The 18,314-nt window shown below is 48.5% G+C and carries 14 protein-coding genes; 11 read left to right on the forward strand and 3 right to left on the reverse strand.

The genetic code is table 25. From position 1 onward, the window contains the following. Position 1: 1 nt before the first annotated feature. From atpA to WC777_02860, 4 genes are read left to right on the forward strand one after another with little or no spacing between them, the layout of a single operon-like run. Positions 2 to 1,510: a F0F1 ATP synthase subunit alpha gene (atpA, locus tag WC777_02845; GenBank protein MFA6024127.1), complete on the forward strand. Its 1,509-nt coding sequence runs from the start codon at positions 2 to 4 to the stop codon at positions 1,508 to 1,510. A 2-nt stretch (positions 1,511 to 1,512) separates the two neighbouring features. Beyond that, positions 1,513 to 2,406: an ATP synthase F1 subunit gamma gene (gene atpG, locus WC777_02850; GenBank protein ID MFA6024128.1), complete on the forward strand. Its 894-nt coding sequence runs from the start codon at positions 1,513 to 1,515 to the stop codon at positions 2,404 to 2,406. A gap of 27 nt (positions 2,407 to 2,433) precedes the next feature. Next, entirely contained in the window at positions 2,434 to 3,822 is a 1,389-nt protein-coding gene (gene atpD / locus WC777_02855) for a F0F1 ATP synthase subunit beta (protein MFA6024129.1), read from the forward strand. 5 nt (positions 3,823 to 3,827) lie between these two features. Beyond that, entirely contained in the window at positions 3,828 to 4,238 is a 411-nt protein-coding gene (locus WC777_02860) for a F0F1 ATP synthase subunit epsilon (protein MFA6024130.1), read from the forward strand. Here WC777_02860 and WC777_02865 read toward each other — a convergent pair. Genes WC777_02865 through carA form a run of 3 tightly spaced genes read right to left on the reverse strand, consistent with a single transcriptional unit; the run spans position 4,165 to position 9,466 of the window. Next, complete coding sequence (locus WC777_02865; protein ID MFA6024131.1) at positions 4,165 to 6,090, reverse strand: quinone-dependent dihydroorotate dehydrogenase; 1,926 nt, start codon at positions 6,088 to 6,090, stop codon at positions 4,165 to 4,167. The two genes, WC777_02860 and WC777_02865, sit on opposite strands and share 74 nt — an antisense overlap. Beyond that, on the reverse strand, positions 6,071 to 8,359 hold the full coding sequence (locus WC777_02870) for an exonuclease domain-containing protein (GenBank protein ID MFA6024132.1): 2,289 nt from the start codon (positions 8,357 to 8,359) through the stop codon (positions 6,071 to 6,073). Before WC777_02870 ends, WC777_02865 begins: the two co-directional genes overlap by 20 nt. 21 nt (positions 8,360 to 8,380) lie before the next feature. Beyond that, entirely contained in the window at positions 8,381 to 9,466 is a 1,086-nt protein-coding gene (carA, locus tag WC777_02875) for a glutamine-hydrolyzing carbamoyl-phosphate synthase small subunit (protein ID MFA6024133.1), read from the reverse strand. A 121-nt stretch (positions 9,467 to 9,587) separates the two neighbouring features. Here carA and WC777_02880 point away from each other — a divergent pair, with 121 nt between their 5' ends. The 7 genes from WC777_02880 (at position 9,588) to pyrF (ending at position 18,093) form a co-directional block, all read left to right on the forward strand. Further along, positions 9,588 to 10,298, forward strand: a complete 711-nt coding sequence (locus WC777_02880) for a hypothetical protein (GenBank protein MFA6024134.1) — start codon at positions 9,588 to 9,590, stop codon at positions 10,296 to 10,298. 59 nt (positions 10,299 to 10,357) lie between these two features. Next, entirely contained in the window at positions 10,358 to 12,343 is a 1,986-nt protein-coding gene (gene pyrB / locus WC777_02885) for an aspartate carbamoyltransferase (GenBank protein ID MFA6024135.1), read from the forward strand. Positions 12,344 to 12,430: 87 nt separating this feature from the next. Then, complete coding sequence (locus WC777_02890) at positions 12,431 to 14,482, forward strand: hypothetical protein (GenBank protein ID MFA6024136.1); 2,052 nt, start codon at positions 12,431 to 12,433, stop codon at positions 14,480 to 14,482. A 106-nt stretch (positions 14,483 to 14,588) separates the two neighbouring features. Next, complete coding sequence (locus WC777_02895; GenBank protein ID MFA6024137.1) at positions 14,589 to 15,530, forward strand: dihydroorotate dehydrogenase; 942 nt, start codon at positions 14,589 to 14,591, stop codon at positions 15,528 to 15,530. Continuing rightward, entirely contained in the window at positions 15,517 to 16,329 is an 813-nt protein-coding gene (locus WC777_02900; protein ID MFA6024138.1) for a dihydroorotate dehydrogenase electron transfer subunit, read from the forward strand. Before WC777_02895 ends, WC777_02900 begins: the two co-directional genes overlap by 14 nt. Before the next feature lie 3 nt (positions 16,330 to 16,332). Next, a complete protein-coding gene (gene pyrE, locus WC777_02905) occupies positions 16,333 to 16,977 on the forward strand; it encodes an orotate phosphoribosyltransferase (GenBank protein ID MFA6024139.1) in 645 nt (214 codons plus the stop codon). Positions 16,978 to 16,986: 9 nt separating this feature from the next. Then, positions 16,987 to 18,093, forward strand: a complete 1,107-nt coding sequence (gene pyrF, locus WC777_02910; GenBank protein ID MFA6024140.1) for an orotidine-5'-phosphate decarboxylase — start codon at positions 16,987 to 16,989, stop codon at positions 18,091 to 18,093. The last annotated feature ends 221 nt before the right edge of the window (positions 18,094 to 18,314 follow it).

Genomic DNA, 18,314 nt, shown 5'->3' on the forward strand with positions numbered 1-18,314 from the left:
TATGGCTAAAGAAACTTTACATCAATTTCTGGCTCACATTGAGACCGCGCTCACGCAGTCTGAAGAAGCTAGTGAGGCCGGCGGAAACCATGGGGTTATTCAGTCTTATAAAGACGGAGTAATTTGGATTAAAGGCCTTTCCAATTTAAAAATGAACGAGGTAGTGAAAATTGAAGGTGTAGAAGTGGAAGCGCTCGTGATGAATCTTGAAAAAGACTCTGCGTACGCTCTGGTACTGCAGGCTAATCGTGGAGTTCGTGAAGGACTCTTCGTTCGCGCGACTGGACAATCCATGTCTCTTCCCGTGAGTGAAGAACTCCTCGGACGCGTGGTGGACCCTCTTGGGACTCCGCTCGATGGACAAAGCCCCATTAAAGGGGACAAGCGGATGCCACATGAGGCTCCGGCTCCATCCGTGATGGTTCGAAAATCCGTGCACCAACCGGTGCAGACCGGAATCGTGGCCATCGACTCTTTGATTCCCGTAGGTCGTGGACAACGCGAACTTATTATTGGAGATCGTCAGACCGGTAAAACAACGATTGCAATCGACACTATCATCAATCAAAAAGACCAAAATATGGTCTGTATTTATGTCGCTATTGGACAACGCGAATCTCGCACTGCTCAGGTTATTGAGACCTTGAAACGACACGGAGCCATGGATTACACCATTGTGGTGTCTGCTCCCGCCGCTTCTTCCGCCGTTATGCAATACTTGGCGCCTTATGCCGGATGTGCCGTTGGAGAATATTTTATGGCCAAAGGAAAAGATGTGCTCGTGATTTACGACGATCTTTCCAAGCACGCTGTGGCTTACCGTGAAATGTCCTTGCTGCTCCGCCGACCTCCCGGACGCGAAGCGTACCCTGGAGATGTATTCTACCTCCACTCCCGCTTGCTCGAACGAGCCGCTAAGCTCAACGATGAAAATGGAGGAGGAAGTCTCACGGCTTTGCCCATCATTGAAACGCAGGCCGCGGATGTTTCCGCGTACATTCCTACGAATGTGATTTCTATTACAGACGGACAAATCTTCTTGGAACCTCAACTTTTCAACAAGGGTATTCGTCCCGCTATTAATGTGGGTATCTCCGTTTCCCGTGTGGGAGGTGCAGCTCAAACCAAGATCATTAAGAAAGTGTCCGGATCTGTGAAGCTCGACCTTGCGCAGTATTACGAATTGGAAGCGTTCTCTCAATTTGCTTCTGAACTCGATGCTTCGACCAAGGCTCAGCTCACTCGTGGAAAACGCGTGGTGGAAGCTTTGAAGCAAGGCGTGAATCAACCCCTCAAGTTGTGGCAAGAAGCCTTTGTGCTTTACAGCGCGACCAAGGGTTACCTCGATAGCATTGAGGCCGAAGAAGTGGGTCCAAAAGTGAAGGCACTCTACGCTCTTGTGGAAAGTAGCCATTCAGATTTGGTGAAGGAAATTGAGACCAAAAAAGAACTCAGTGCTGAAATTGAAAGCAGCATGAAAGGTATTATTGAGAAATTCTTTAACGCTTAAAAATGTCCGGTTCATTACTCGAAATTCGAAAGCGGATCGGCAGCGTAAAAAATACGCGCAAGATCACCAAGGCTATGCAGCTTGTGGCTGCGAGCAAGATGCGTCAGTTCCAAAAACGCGCTGTTTCTGCACGACGATATGTCTGGGATCTTATTGATCTTTTGGAAGAAAATATTTTAGTGCAAAGCTCGTACACCGAGAAACGAGAAAAAGGACAGGTGCTCTTTGTGCTCTACACTTCCGATAAAGGACTGTGTGGATCCCTCAACACCAAGCTCATCAACGGACTTTTCCGCAGCGAGCGATGGAACAGTTTGGCAGAGGATGAACGCATGCTCGTGACCCTGGGTAAAAAGGGAACTGACTTTGCCCGCAACAACAAGATTCACATCGACAAGCATTTTATTGGAGTGCCTGAAAAAATGAACAATGTGGAGGCGCTGAAATTGGTGGATGAACTGCTTGGATTTTGGCGCAGTGGGGCGGCTAAGGAAATTATTCTGGTGGCTCCGCACTACAAAAACTCTTTCACTTTTTATCCTGTGCTCAAGACTTTCCTCCCGTTCACTCGGGAGATGGTGGAGAGCAATATTGGGACTGAAGAAAACAAGCACCGTCGCAATAAAAAGCCCGACGATTTGATGATTTACGAACCCAGCAAAGAATTTGTGGTGAGTCGTTTGCACGAACAAGTGGTGTCCTCACTCTTCTTGGAATCTTTCTTGGAACTCAAAGCCAGCGAATATTCCAGCCGTATGATGGCCATGCAAAGTGCCACCGATGCCGCCGACAAAATCACGGCCGCTCTCTCCCTTCAATACAACAAAGCTCGTCAGCAAGCCATCACGCAAGAAATTGCCGAATTGGTGGGTGCGAGTGCCGCAATATCTAACTAACTTTTTCTTATGTCAGAAAAAACTGAAATGCCCGTTGGTAAAATCGTTCGTATCATTGGAGTGGTTGTGGATGCGTATTTTGCAGACCATGTACCCGCTCAATATTCCGCGCTTCACACGGAAGGCCCTGCCGGCCGAGTGGTGCTCGAAGTGTTGGCTCACCTTGGGAATGGAGTGGTTCGAACGGTAGCGATGACGACCACGGACGGACTCGCGGTTGGACTCGAAGTTGTGGATACTCAAAAGCAAATTCAAACGCCGGTTGGAAAGGGAGTGCTCGGACGAGTGCTCAATGTGACGGGAGATTTGATCGATGGTGGAGCCGAGTTGCCTGCCGGAACGGAATACCGAGGAATTCATGCGGAACCTCCAACCCTTTCCGAACAAAATCCAACGGTAGAAATTTTTGAAACGGGTATTAAAGTGGTGGATCTTTTGTGTCCCTTCATTAAGGGAGGAAAGGTGGCGCTGTTCGGAGGAGCCGGAGTGGGAAAAACCGTGATCATGCAAGAATTGATTCACAATGTGGCGATGGCGCATGGAGGATATTCCGTGTTTGCCGGAGTGGGGGAACGAAGTCGTGAAGGAAATGATTTGATTGGAGAAATGAAGGAAAGCGGCGTTATCGACAAGCTCGCCATGGTGTTCGGACAAATGAACGAACCTCCCGGGGCGCGCATGCGTGTGGCTCTCACGGGTCTGACCATCGCGGAAAAATTCCGTGATGATGGACTCGACATTCTGATGTTCGTGGACAATATTTTCCGCTTCACTCAGGCCGGAGCCGAGGTGTCTGCTTTGCTCGGCCGTTTGCCTTCCGCTGTGGGTTACCAACCTACGCTTGCAACCGATATGGCTGCACTTCAAGAACGCATCACCTCCACTAAAAAGGGTTCTATTACTTCCGTGCAAGCGGTGTATGTACCTGCGGACGATTTGACCGATCCTGCGCCCGCTACGACTTTCGCTCACTTGGATGCCACCATCGTGCTTTCACGAAAACAAGCATCCATGGGTCTTTTCCCGGCTGTGGATCCCCTCGATTCCACTTCCACCGCTCTCAAGGCGGACATCGTGGGAGAGGAACACTACGCTGTGGCTACGCAAGTTCGTCAGTTGCTCCAACGCTACAAAGAACTCCAGGATGTTATTGCGATTCTGGGTATGGATGAACTTTCCGAAGAAGATAAAAAGGCCGTGTATCGCGCTCGAAAGATCCAAAAATTCCTTTCTCAAAACTTCTTCGTTGCCGAACAATTCACCAGCATGCCTGGTCAATTCTACAAGGTGGCCGACACCGTTCGTGGCTTCAAGGAAATCTTGGAAGGTAAGTACGACCACATCGACGAACAACTCTTCTACATGGCCGTTTCCATCGAAGATGTGATTGCTAAACATGAGGCTTCTAAAAAATAATTTCCATGAGTGAATTTCACCTTACAATTCGGACGCCGGAGAAAGATGTTTTTGATGGCAAAGTGAGCTCGCTGAGTTTCAACACGGAGCTCGGGCGGGTGCAGATTTTGGCGCATCATGCCAATTTCACCACGACTTTGCAGTTTTCGCCGGTGAAAATAGAAGACCCGGTGGACAATCGGGATCAGAACTTTTTAGCCCGCAGTGGAATCTTTAGTTTTGATCACAAAAAGAACGAGGCTTTGCTCTTGTGTCTATTCTGTGAAGAACAAAGCCAAGTGAGCTACCAGACCACTGAAGAATACTTGAAATTCCTCACCGCTGAATTGGCGAAAGGAGATCTTAGTGATTTCCAAGTACTCTTCCTCAAAGGAGAAAGATTGGCGGTGGAAAAGCAGATGAAGGCGGTCAAGTAAACGGTTTCCAAACCTTGAGCAGTGCTTCTACGAAGGCTAGATTTTCTGCCGTGGAGGGACAGGGGATTTGCTCTACTCTCGTGAGGCCTTTTGACGCACAGTACTCTGGGAACATGTCGAAATATATTCGTCTTTGTCTCTCGATTGTTAGCATAGGTAGATGCACAAATAGAGCTTTGTCACCAAACTTATCATCATTGAGTTTTCCGGCTTCATTGCAATAAAAAGGTCCCGCATTTGAGCTCAATGCTACGGAAGGGAACCGCGCTTCTAATGCAGTTACTACTCGCGCTGGACCCTCTCTTGGCTCCGTCCTGGCTTCGGGGTCTTCTGATGCGTTTATAATGGCGGTGTCTCCTCCCGGTAGTATGAGTTTATTGCCGAATTGCTGTTCAATGAGTGGGCCTTTTTCAAGATGGCCCTGGCCAAGGGAAAGTATGGCTCCCTTTTTACCGAGCTTTCTGTAGACTCCCCTAATAAGCTCGGACTCCAAGAAGTCTCTGGCGATTTGAGGGTTCCCTATATTAGGTAGAGGAAGGCGTAGTATTTGTACGAGGAGGGTATCTGCTTCCGCGGCTTCCATTAAAACTCGCTTGAGTTTTGGGTTTTCTCGTATTTCTTCAATGATTGCACCGGATGGATTTGTGATGATTCCAATAGGTTCCCCCGTATAGCCCTCAGGTGGCTTTGGGATAGAAAAATTTTCGAAGCCGGTTATTGCGAGGATGCGTTTTTCTGCCATAGGCTTTACTATACATCAATCCACGCTTTTGCCAATAGCCGCTTGGAGTGAGGAGTAACCGTCCTTTTTTAAGAGGTGGACGAGGCCGCGGTTGATTTCGCTGATGCTTTGGGGGCCTTGGTAGATCATCCCGGTGATCAGCTGGAGTAGGGAGGCGCCGGCTTTGATTTTTTCGTAGGCATCCTTTGCGGTGAAAATGCCACCGCAGCCGATGAGTACAAATTTTCCGCGGGTCTTTTTGTAGAGATATTTAAGCTGTTCATTGGAAAGATCTTCCACGGCTTTTCCGCTGAGGCCGCCGAGGCCCAAATCGTGTTTTTTAGTGAGATTGGTGGAAATGAAACCGTGAACGGTGTAGCGGCTTGCGCAGTCCACAATGGTGTCCAGCTCGGAGTGGGTGAGGTCCGGGGAGAGTTTGATGAAAATGGGTTTTTGGGTTGGGATTTGATCGAGAGCGGTGAGCAGTTTTTCAAGGCGGTCCTCATCCGTGAAGGGTTGTCCGCCGAAGGCATTGGGGCAGCTTATGTTGATGGTGAAGTAGTCGCCAATGTGGGCGAAGGCTGTGAAAGCCTTGGCGTAATCTTGGATGCCCGCCTCCGTTTCACAAGTTTCCTTGCAATTGGTCTTGGCGATGCTGGTGCCAATGGGGAAGGCGAAGCGCTGTTTTTTGAGCCGTTTGGCAATGGCGACTGCGCCGTCGTTTTTGAGGCCGTAATAGACTCGTAACGCTTTTTTATCGGGGTGGCGCCAGAGCCTGGGTTTGGGATTTCCCTCACAAGGCTCTCCGGTAATGGAGCCCATTTCTTCGTAGCCGAAGCCTGTGCAGGGAATGATTTTAGTGAGGAGGCCGTCTTTGTCAAAACCGGCGGAAAGGCCGATGGGGTTTTTAAAGTGAATGCCGAGAATGGTTTGCTCAAGCATGGGGTGGGAATAACCAAAGAGGACTCGGGTGAGGCCGCGAGTGACGGGGTTGCTTCCCAGTAAACGGCCCATAAAAGTGAAGCGGTCGTGCACAAATTCCGGATCCATTTTAAAGAAAATCGGCTTGAGGAAATGAGCATATTTCCAGCCCAGGAATTTGTTTCGAATTTTAACTAAAGTGTCCTTCATAGTCGTGGATGCGAGGATCTAAAACGAGGATTTTTTTGCCCTTCCATTCATTGCCCAAAAAGTGCCGGAGCAGCGTTGCATACCGCAATCCCGCCTGGGGCAGTGTGAACTCTTTGTAGGCATCTTTCAAGCGAGCGGTACGTGCTTTTTGTATGGGGTCCTCCGGGCTGCTGAATGGAATGCGGTGCAGGGCCAAAAAGGAGAGATTGATGCCCTCTTCCAGAAGGAAGTCCAAGAAACTTTCGTTCCCAACGAATACATTTTTCCCATCGGTTTTTCCGGAAAGCTTTGTGATTTTGCCCATCCCTCCACTTAGGTTTTGGACCAAAAGTTTGCGGCCCAATTCTTTGCAGGGTTTCGCCAGTTTGTAGAAAAATTGTTCCGCCGTGGTCATGGAATTGGCGATGATGATGGCATTTCCCTCTTGTTCCGTCAGCCACTTTTTAAGTTCGTTTACGGCTTCTTCAATGTTTTGCGCATCGTTCGGATTTTTGATGGGGGTTTCTGGATAGTAGAGGGGGAGGGGAAAGATTTCTTCCGCGGATTTGAACAGAGTTTCCGGTGGGAGTCCCAGCTCTTGCTTGAGGAAAGCGAAGTCATCTTTTAAGTTTCCATGGTTTGCAAAAAGGTGTAAGTTCGGCACGGCTTTCCATACGCGTTCCACAAAAATTTCATGCGTATTTTTTGGAAAGGCATGAACAATGGGCTGACCTTCTTTGCTGAAAGAAAGCCAAAGGAGCGGACTGTCCATTTGTAGGATTTTGGTGAGGTAGAGGAGGTACCGCGTGAATTCTTCCAGGTTTGGTGTTTCTTTGCATGATTCACCCAGCGCCGCCGCCGCATTTTCGATGGACTGGGCGGAACCTTTCACTTTGTTCCATTCCGTGGTGTTGAAATGATGGGCTTCCAAAACCAGGGCGTGCCGAGGGTCATTGGGGGTCCCTTGATTTTGCAGCATCATGCCGAGGAATCCAAAGAGGATGGACACTTTTGTGGCCAAGGCGTCGATGAGTTCTTCGGCAGTGGGATTGTCTTTTTTGAGTCTGTGTAAATCTTGGATGAACCGTGTTTCACTGAGTCGTATGTGCCACGCTTCTTCCAGAGCTTGCACCAATTGCTCGACTTCTCCCACAATCAAATGCTCGGGCAGCTCAAGCAGTGGATCTTTGCGACTGCGGTCTTTTAAAAGATATTGATGGCTCACCACCATCACTTTTTTCTCCAGTCCTTTGTTTTGCGCACGGGCAAAAAAGGATTGAGGCGTTCCACCTTCTTGGCAAGCCAGGTCGAACCAAATTTCCTTTTCCTCTTTGATGAATCGTAGCTCTGATTTTTCTCCCGTTTCGGTTTCCAAAAGCCAAAGGCTCATTTTCACCCCGATCATGGTTTCCACTCCATTGAGGCGCTCTTTTTTAAGGAAAGAATGGAAGCGCTCTTCATCCAAATAATAGCTCGGATGTTTTAAAATTCCTGCGTCCGCATGGGGCGGTACTTTTTCCGGAGCGGCCACCACGAGGAGAGATTTTTTATCTTGGGCCAGGGCGTACGCCAAAAGATCTTGGTAGGTGTGGCTCCGTTCTTCGAGCAAAAATGGAGGGGTAAGGTCTTGGCTGAGTTCACTCAAATTGGCGTGCACTTCGCTGTGAACGGCACGATCGGCGTCCTCCGTGGGAGGGATTTTTTCGCCGCCGGTTTCGTCCAATAATGGGAGCAAGTGTACAGCCCAAGGCCAGTCGCTCTTTTCAAGAAGGGGGCGCACGGTTTCCTTTTCGTTTTGTGAGAGTGCACGGACATGAGAAGAAATGCGCCAGAATAAGTCTATATTCGCCTTCACATCGTCCAGGGCGCGGTGAGCGCTCACCTGGCAAATATTAAGCTTCTGGCAGAGGACTTCCAGGCTGTAGCTGGGCTCTTTGGCCAAAAAAGCTTGGGCCAATTGGCAGGTGTCCAGTGGAGCATTCGTAAGGCCGAATCCTTTGGCGTTTAAAAAACCAATATCAAAGGGGATAAAATGTCCCATAATCGGGTAGTCGCCGAGTTTTTCCAGGATGATGGCCTTGAGTTCCGCCAAACTTGGCGCATCTTTAACCATTTCATTATTAATCCCCGTGAGATGCATGGTGAAGGCGGGAATACTGACAGAGGGTTTTACCAGGCTGGACCATTCGTCCACAATCTTTTCGTGGTCGAAACGAACAATAGCCACTTCAATGATGTGGTCATCTTGCGCGCTGAGCCCCGTGGTTTCTAAATCTAAACAAACAAACATGCGTGGATTCTACCGTGAATTTTAGAGCAAAGCCACGAATTCATCGAAGAGGTAGGAAGTATCTGTTGGTCCGGGTGCGGCTTCTGGGTGAAATTGAACGGAAAAGAAGGGGAGCGTTTTGTGCCTCAACCCTTCCACACAGCCGTCGTTGGCGTTTTCAAAGTACACCTCCCACTCTTTGGGAAGACCTTTGGGGTCTACGGCGTACCCGTGGTTTTGCGAAGTGATGGAGCAGCGACCGGTTTGAGTGTTGATGCAGGGTTGATTCTGTCCACGGTGGCCATATTGCAATTTGTAGGTTTTTGCACCCGCCGCCAGGCCCATGATCTGTGTCCCAAGACAAATCCCAAACGAAGGTATTTTTCTCTTCATGCATTCTTTCATCACTTCCACCGTTTCTTTCATGATGCTGGGATCTCCGGGGCCGTTTGAGAAGAACACGCCGTCGAATTTTTCTCCGGTTTTATCTTCGTAGTCAAAAGGATTGGCGTTCCAAGGGAAGCGGGTGATTTTTATCCCTCGGTTTAGAAAGCTGCGCAAGGAATTGTTTTTAACCCCACAGTCGATCACCGCGATGTGTTTTTTACCCGTCCCATAAGTTTTGATTTCCGTTGGGCTCACTTTTGCCACTAGATTCACCGTGTTGGGGTCATAAAACTCTTTGTTGGGTTTGACGCTTTCGAGATGGATTTTCCCCGGCTGAGACCCTTTTTCGCGTAAAAGTTGAGTGAGCGCTCGTGTGTCTATACCGGTGATTCCCGGAACATTGTATTCACGCATCCAGTCCGAAAGACTCTTTGCAGCTTTCCAGTGAGAATAAATTTCACTGTAATCACTCACGATGAGGCCCTTGATGTGCATGCGATCGCTTTCAAAAAACTTGCTTATTCCTTCCTCATCCAGCTCTTCCGCGGGTACTCCATAATTGCCGACTAGAGGAAAAGTGATCACCAAGATTTGATCTTTAAATGAAGGGTCGGTGAGACTTTCCGGGTAGCCCACCATGCCCGTGGTGAAGACCACTTCTCCTTCACTTTCTTCAAGAGCGCCAAAAGCCTTTCCTGTGAACTGTGTGCCGTCTTTGAGAGTAAGAGTGAGTTTTTCCATCTCCGGCAGTTTAGCATGCCATTTGTTTGAGAAAAGGGGGAGGGGTGGCGGAGGAGGAGGAAGGGCTTGACGGAGTTAGGTATATGTATTATGATTTCGCCGTAATTCCTCTTTATTATAAATGTCAAAGCCTACGATAGAAGAAGCTCTGTCTTGTCCAGATGAATTTAGGGTGAGTTATTCTAGCGAGGAAGTAACTGCTGCTCTCCCCGGATTCCCCCCATTTCTCTTGGTTGAGCCGGCTTCCACCTCCAATCCTACTCTTTGTGCGGTCCGTGCTGCGATTGATTATCAGAAAGAGGCTCTTCTTTATTGTCATGATGTCTTTCGCAAAAAAGGCTTTTTCTTTGGGATCAGCCCTGAAAAAGCTCAAGAAGTGCGTGGACTCTCTCTGCCGCCCAGACTTAACCTTTCCGTTGCTCGATTATACTTTTCTTCCTATGGATCTCAAAGTGCAGGTACAGCTCCTTTTGAATCGCGTTTCCCAAATGGATGGGCCCAGGTGCTTATGCGCACATGGGATGGGGACCTGCTTCCCCGATCTAAAGCGATTGCTGATGAGTTGAAAAGGGTCACTTCTTTTTGGGCAACTTTTGATACTCTAGTTCAAGAATTTGGTTTGAGTGTGCAGATGGAGGAGAGGGCTGTCAGAACTGAGCTTCGTGAGAGTGTCTTTGTTTATCTTCCGAGTGATCTCCCTGGGCCACAAGTGGTGATAGAGAACATATCGTTTGGTAAGACTCCCATTTTTTCTGTTGGAGATGAACCTAGATTGAAGGAATTTGCTCGAAGATTGAGTGAGGTGCACGGCGTCCATTTTTCTGAAAATTAAAGTGCTTGCTCCCATTGCCCCGGGGCTTTGCGTTGTGTAGAATCCTAGTAAAAGGGCTTATGAAACACCTTCTTTCTTCTCAAGATCTGACTCGCGATGACATTTTGGGTCTTTTGAGTCGGGCGGAGGAGTTTTTGCCAACTGTTTTGGAGCGAAAGCGGCTTGGTTTGGCGGAGGGGAAAATTTTGGCCACCTTGTTTTATGAACCTTCTACGCGAACACGCTTTTCTTTTGAAACGGCGATGTTACGGCTCGGTGGACAAGTGATTTCCAACGCGGATATGGGCACTACTTCTTCGGCTAAAAAAGGGGAAACTCTTTATGACACGGGGAAGATGGTGTCCAGTTATGCGGACATTATTGCGATGCGTCATCCTGAAAAAGGAAGTGTGGCTGAGCTTGCAAAGGGCAGCAGTGTGCCCGTGGTGAATGGGGGAGATGGGGCGGGAGATCACCCCACACAGGGGCTTTTGGACCTGCTGACGATCAAGATGGAAAAAGGTCGTTTGGAACATTTGACCATTGGAATGGTGGGGGATTTGAAAAATGGACGAGTGCCGCATTCCGAGTGCGCCTATTTGTCTCATTTCACAGGTTTGAAGTTTATTTTTGTGGCACCGGAGGCTTTGAAAATGCCAAGGGAGATTGTGGAAATGTTGAAGGGCAAGGGACATGAAGTGGTGGAAACAGAAAATTTGTCTGAGGTCTTGAGTGAGATGGATGTGATTTGTCACACCCGTATTCAAAAAGAACGCTTTGAGAGTGAGGCGGAATATCTTAAATATAAAGGTGTTTATGTTTTGAACGCGGAACTCATGAATCGTGCAAAGGCAGATGCGATCTTGCTGCATCCCTTGCCTCGAGTGGACGAAATTGCCACTGAAGTGGACAGTGACCCCAGGGCCAAATACTTTGTACAGCCCACTTATGGGGTGGCCATGCGCATGGCGATTTTGGCGACTTTACTTGGCTTATGATCGATAATGCTAAAGATGGAACTAAAAATAGAAACTGCCGGTGAAGGGAAGTTTTGGATTCCCGGTTTGATCGATTGTCATGTGCATTTTCGAGATCCGGGGGCGCCGGAAAAGGAAGATTGGGCAAGTGGGAGCGCGGCGGCTTTGGCGGGTGGGGTGACTACGGTGTTGGACATGCCCAATACGAATCCCGCCACCATCACGGTGGAGGCTTTGGAAGCAAAACGGGCGATTGCTCAAGCAAAAAGTAAGGTGGCCTTTGGCCTATTTTTTGGAGCCACGCGCGACAATTTGGAGGAAATTCGCAAAGCCCAGAACATTTGTGGCATTAAAATTTACATGGGGTCTTCCACGGGGAATCTTTTGTTGGACGATCCTGTTGTTTGGGAAGAAGTTTTTAAAATTGCAAAGGAGAAAAATGTGCCGGTGGTGGTGCACGCGGAGACGGAATCCATGATTCAGCAGGGGAGGCGCGACTGTGAATGTGCCCGGGTGGCTACTGAGGCCGCGATCATGCTTCGAGAAAAAGTGGGGAATCGTTTGCATATTGCTCACATCAGCTGCAAGGCTGAACTGGATCTTGTGCGTGCGCACAAATGCCCCGAACTCAGCTGTGAAGTGACGCCACATCATCTTTTTTTTACGGAAGAAGACCGCAAAGACGCCTTTTTAAAGATGAATCCCCCTCTACGGTCAGCAGCGGATCAAGCTGCTCTTTGGGAGGGACTTCGGGATGGGACTATCGACTGCATCGCTACCGATCATGCGCCTCACACCGAGGAAGAAAAGAGCTTGCCCTTTGAGGACGCACCGGCCGGAGTGCCGGGGGTGGAGTTTATGCTGCCCTTGATGCTGAATGCCGTTAACGAAGGAAGACTCACTCTGGAGCGCTTGGTGGAACTCACTTCGGTGAATCCTTCTCGAATCTTTGGGGTCCCGGTGCAGGGCCAGGTTCTGGTGGACATGAATGCTACGAAAACCATCCATAAAGAAGACATCCAATCCAAATGCGGATGGTCCCCTTATGTGGGACGCACTTTAAAGGGGTGGCCTATTAATCCGCAGTAGAAAGCCAATTTCCGTGGGCTTTCGACTTGACGGTTGTACTCTTTCAGGTACAATACCCTCTTGTCTATTTTTTAATTCCCTTCCCCTATGAGTTTACTTCGCACCTTAATCTTGAGTACTTTTGTGCTCAGTATCCTTGCCCTTCCTGTAGGGGCTTCTGAGTTTGATACCGATGAGGATGGTATTTTGGATGAAGATGAAATGTTTTATGGTTTCGACATTTTAAATCCCGATGAAAACAGCAACGGTATTTTGGATGGTTTGGATGACTACGATGGAGACGGACTTAGCACTCAAGATGAAATTTATGTTTATGGTACTTATCCCACCTTTTCTGATACGGATGGAGACGGACGAAGCGATGGGGAAGAGGTGACCGCTGGTACCGATCCTCTTGTGGCTGAAGTGGCTGATATGACGATCACTGCTATTTCTACCGTTCTTTTGGGTGGAAATGAGATTTTGGCATACACCGCGGGGAATGCCGGTAACCTTTCTGTGGATTACACTTTGGAGTCCGAAGCTTCCACGCAAGTGTTTGTGGATTATGTTGAGGGAGATGGAAGCTACAGCGCTCTTTATACTTATGACTGGAACATTGAAATGGGTGCCGGGACTTGGACCGGAGCACTTTTCTCCGCTGCTGGAAGTGAGGAGATTGCAACCGGAGTTGAGCTTACGCCCGGAGATCACATCATCATGGTGTGTATTGATGCGGCAGTGAATCACGGAGAGAGTGAAGGGGGGCTCGCAAACTGTTTGACTGATACGGTTACCATTCCTTTTCCTTCTCCGGATCTTATTGTGAGCCAAGTGGCCTTTGATACCACTGACAATAGTATCGACTTTGTGGTGCGAAACATTGGAGAAGATACCGTTAGCCTAGATGAAGTTCCTGTCCTTAATTTTACTTTTGATTTCTTGAATGCAGACTTTTCCACTGCATCTTCTTTGGATTATACGATCGATGACTTTGGAACGGGATACCGAACTCCTCTCGGAGCGACTACGGTGACTTCTGGTCCAAGTGATGGAGAATTCATCAGCTGTACTCTTTATGTATTGGCTACAGTGGACAGCACTTTGCTTGTGACGGAGTCTGATGAAAGCAACAACACTTACTCAACGGTTTTGGACCTTTGTCCCGGCGATGGAGAAGTGGTGAATGGATTCACCGTTGAGGCCGGACCTGATCAGGGGATTGGGCTTGGAGGCACATTTAATCTTGTGGATGCCTACGCGGAAAATGCTGTTTCTTTGACCTCTACCAGCATCAACTGGGGGGATGGATCTGCCTTGGAATCTGCCGTTGAAACAGTGAGTGGAGACCGTATTTATTTGGGTGGCAGCCACTATTACACCTATCTCGAAACTTTTACCGTTACGGTTTGTGCCAATGACGGCAGTGAAGAAGTGTGTGACTCTTTTAAACTTTCTGTAAGTGGAACTTCCAGTGGTGATGGAGGTTCTAGTGGTGGATCTTCCGGTGGTTCCAGTGGTGGTTCCTCCAGTGAATCAGATCAGGATGTTGATTTGACCGAAGAAACTGAAGAAACTGTTGAGGAAGATCAAGTGGTGGACCTGAGCTCTGATGACGATGTTGTGAATTGTGACGCTATGGCATTTGAAGATATCAGTGAGGAGGATTCCTTCTATACTGCTGTTTGTGAAATGTGGGCGGCTGATGTCCTTCACGGAAAGACAGATGCCGTATTTGATGCCGAAGACGATATTCGTCGAGATGAAGCGTCCAAGATCTTTACTCGTTTGTTTGGATATGTGGAAGAGGCTTATGAAGAAACTCCTGCGGTAGAAGAAAGCTCCTTTGTCGATGTAGAAGCTACGGATCCTTTGGCTTACTATGTGGAATTGGCGGTGGAAGAAAGTATTATGGATGCCGATACCGATTCGTTCAGTGTTGATTTTGTTGAGTCAGAAGCAGAAGGTTATGTGGAAGTGATTTCTCAGTCCAGCTTTAGACCCAAGGATTCCATGACAGCTTTGGAAATTGCCGAAAGCTTGGAAATGCTTTTGGGAGACAATGAAGCTGGAGAATCGTTGGATGCGGATGGATATGAAGTGGAAGACACCATGAGCCGCGGAAACTTTGTGGAGTTCCTTTATAATCTTTTGGACTAATCGACCTCGTATTACGGGTTCTTGGGAAAGCCACTAAAGACTAGTGGCTTTTTCATTATTGCTTTTTTAAAGGCGGCATGGTTTTATGCTTGGTGAACCCTTATTCATGGCTGACCTCTCAGTAGAATTCTGCGGTGTGAAGTTCAAGAACCCTATCGTTCTCGCTTCCGGCATTTTAGGTGTTACGGCGGATAGCATGGCCCAAGTGGTGCGGAATGGAGCCGGAGGAGTGACGAGCAAGAGTCTTTGGCCTTATGAGCATCAAGGGCACCCGAATCCTGTTATTGTGACCACGGAGCATTATATGCTCAATGCGGTGGGTATCCCTGATGCGGGACCTGAAAAAGCCAGGGAGGAAATGGCTCGATTCCGGGAGGTGTGTAAGGCGCCGTTTATTGCGAATATTGTGGGGGGAGTTATGGAAGATTACAGCGCCATTGCGGCTGAGGTGGCTTCGATGCGGCCGGATATTGTGGAGTTGAATATTTCATGCCCGAATGTGGAAGATGAATTGGGAAAACCCATGGCGTGCTCCATTGTGAAGTCGGCGGAGGTTACGCGGTTGGTGAGAGCTCAGTTGGATGCCAATGGAGGAAAAGGGATTCCGTTGGTGGTGAAACTTTCTCCGAATGTAGAAAATATTGTGAGCATTGCACAGAGTGTTTTGGAGGCAGGGGCGGATGGAATTACAGCGATCAACTCTGTGGGGCCGGGCATGGCCATTGATATTGATTTTGCGCAGCCGATTTTATCGAATCGTGTGGGGGGGCTCACCGGCCCGGCCATCAAGCCTTTGGCCGTTAAATATGTCTATGACATTTATAAGGCTTCCAAGTGTCCGATCATTGGAACCGGTGGCGTTTCCACGGGAAGAGATGCTATTGAAATGATGATGGCGGGAGCTACGCTTGTGGGGGTGGGCAGCGCGGTGTGGCAACGAGGCCAGGGCGTCTTCGGAAAAATTGCAGAAGAAATGAATGAATGGTGTGATGCAAACGGGGTAAAAAAACTTTCAGACTTAATTGGAAAAGTTCATGCAAATCATTAATACCATGCCCAAAGCAATGACGATAAAAGAGATCGTTCAGGAGACTGAACAGGTTAAGACTTTTGTTTTGGATGGAAGCATTGGGGCCAAGCCCGGGCAATTTGTGAATGTGTGGATTCCACGACTCGATGAAAAACCTTTTTCCGTGGCTATGGATACTGGCCTGGAATTGCATCTTTCCATCGCGGCGGTTGGGCCTTTTTCGAATGCCATGCATGAACTTAAGGTGGGTGATAAAGTTGGAGTGCGTGGACCTTTTGGAACCCAGTTTACTTGTGAAAAAGGCCAGCATCTTGCTTTTTTGGCCGGGGGATATGGCGCCGCGCCGCTCTACTTTTTTGCGCATCAAGCGGTGGCCAATGCCTGTACGGTAGAATTTATTGTGGGGGCGCGGCGCAAGGATCTGCTGCTCTTCACCGATCGCATCTCAAAACTCAAGGGCGTGCGACTGCACACCGCCACCAATGACGGCAGTGATGGTTACAGCGGCTTCAATACTGATGTTTTGAAGAAAATTTTGGGGGAGGAGAAAATAGATTGTGTGTATACCGTGGGGCCGGAGATCATGATGCTCAAAGGAATGCAAATGGCGGAAGAACTCGGCATTGATGCTCAAATTTCCGTTGAACGGTATATGAAATGCGGTTTTGGTGTTTGTGGGAACTGTTGTGTGGATGGACTCGGAGTTCCCAGCTGTATTGAGGGCCCCGTGATGCCTTTGGAAAAAGTAAAACAACTCAAGGATTTTGGGAATTATCACCGTGACAAACTTGGCAAAAAACAATATTACAATACCTAACTCATGGAAAACTACCCTTTGTCCATTGCTCAGGATCTCCTCGCCACCGGTGCTTTTAAAATTTCCCTCGACCCTCTTTTCACTTGGACCAGTGGACTCAGATCTCCAGTGTACTGTGACCTGAGAGCGCTTATTTCCAATGTGGAGGCGAGGAGAAATATCACAGAAGCGTTTCAAAAAATGTACCCCGGTGTTGCTGCCGCTGATGTGATTGCGGGTACTGCCACGGCGGGTATTCCGTGGGCTGCCTGGCTCGCTGAGGCGCTTGGGAAACCCATGGTTTATATCCGTGGTGCCGCAAAAGAGCATGGGACTAAAAAACGAATTGAAGGGAGTCTGATTCCCGGCCAAAAAGTTGTTCTTGTGGAAGACCATATTTCCACCGGAGGCAGCAGTATCTCTGCTGTGGAGGCCCTACGAACAGAGGGGCAGGCCCTTGTGGACACGATTGTGGCCATCAATACTTATGAACTTCAAAAATCCAAGGACCAATTTGAGGCTGCAGGGTTAACAGTTTTCACCCTCACCAATTTCACGGTCATCCTTTCTGCGGCTAAAGATCTTGGGCTTATTGATTCCGAGAAGGAGATGATCTTGGCAGATTTTAGGAATGACCCGGCTTCTTGGGCCGAAAAACACGGACTTTAACCCCTTTTTATGCATTTCGCTGACAGACTCACCGCCGCTATAAAAGAAAAAAATAGTGTCATTTGTGTGGGCTTAGACCCTCAGGCCAATAAAATTCCCGCCTTTTTGCTCAAACAAGCGTTGGAAGAATATGGGCAGACTTTTGAGGCTTTGGCTCATGCGTATTTAGAATTCAATAAAGGAATTATCGATTCGGTTAAGGATTTGGTCCCTGCGGTGAAGCCTCAAATCGCTTTTTATGAAGAACTGGGACACCATGGAATTTGGGCTTTTGAAGAAACCTGTAAATATGCGCGCGCGGCCGGTCTTTTGGTGATTGCCGATGGAAAGCGAAATGATATCGGTTCTACGGCAGAGGCGTATGCGAATGCCTTTTTGGGGGGAACTGAGGTGTTTGGAGTGAAGCTTATGGCAAATGCCGTGGATGCGCTTACCGTGAACGCTTACCTTGGCTTAGATGGAATTCGGCCCTTTTTAAAAGCTTGCGAGACCGAAGGGAAGGGTATTTTTATTCTTGTCCGCACCTCCAATCCGTCTTCGGGAGACTTGCAGGATCGGGTGACGGTGGATGAGCAAATGAGCATTGCCGAATTGATGGGACACTTTGTGGAGGCATGGGGAGATGATTCCGTTGGAGAGTGTGGGTATAATTTTGTGGGGGCCGTGGTTGGTGCCACTTATCCCGCCGAGGCAGCCAAACTTCGTAAAATCATGCCTAAAACGCTCTTTTTGGTGCCGGGCTATGGGGCTCAGGGAGGAACGGCGGCGGACACAAAAGCTTGCTTTGATGAAAAGGGTCTAGGAGCTTTGATTGTGAGTGCCCGTGGAATTATTTATGCCTATGCAGAATCTGGTGATAAGGACGGGAAGAACTTTGGAGAAGCGGCTCGAGCGGCGGCTGTGAAGATGAATGAAGAGCTCAACCAAGTTCGTTGAATAGCTTTTGCCACTCTTCCATATTTAGATCCTCTGCGCGGATGTCCGGATTGATCTGAAGGGAGGTCAAGAGTTCGCGGATTTCGGGTGCCGGTTTTCGGAGGGCGCTGGAAAGGTTGTTGGTGAGTTTTTTGCGTTTTTGGGCGAAGCTGATGTGAAAAAGCCAGAACAGTTTTTTAAGGTCCCCTTTAATCTTAGGCTCTTTGTTCACGCGAATTTTAATCACCGCGGAATCCACCTGAGGGATTGGTCTAAACGCTTGTTTGGGTACGGGGCAAACCAGTTCAGGGTCTCCAAACAAATGTACTTGCAGGGAAAGCACCGAATGCTTCCCTTTCTTTGCGATGATTTTTTCAGCTACTTCTTTTTGTACCATGACCACCAAAAGAGCGGGTGGATTT

The sequence above is a fragment of the Candidatus Gracilibacteria bacterium genome, from assembly GCA_041661045.1.
Classification (GTDB): domain Bacteria; phylum Patescibacteriota; class Gracilibacteria; order UBA1369; family 2-02-FULL-48-14; genus 2-02-FULL-48-14.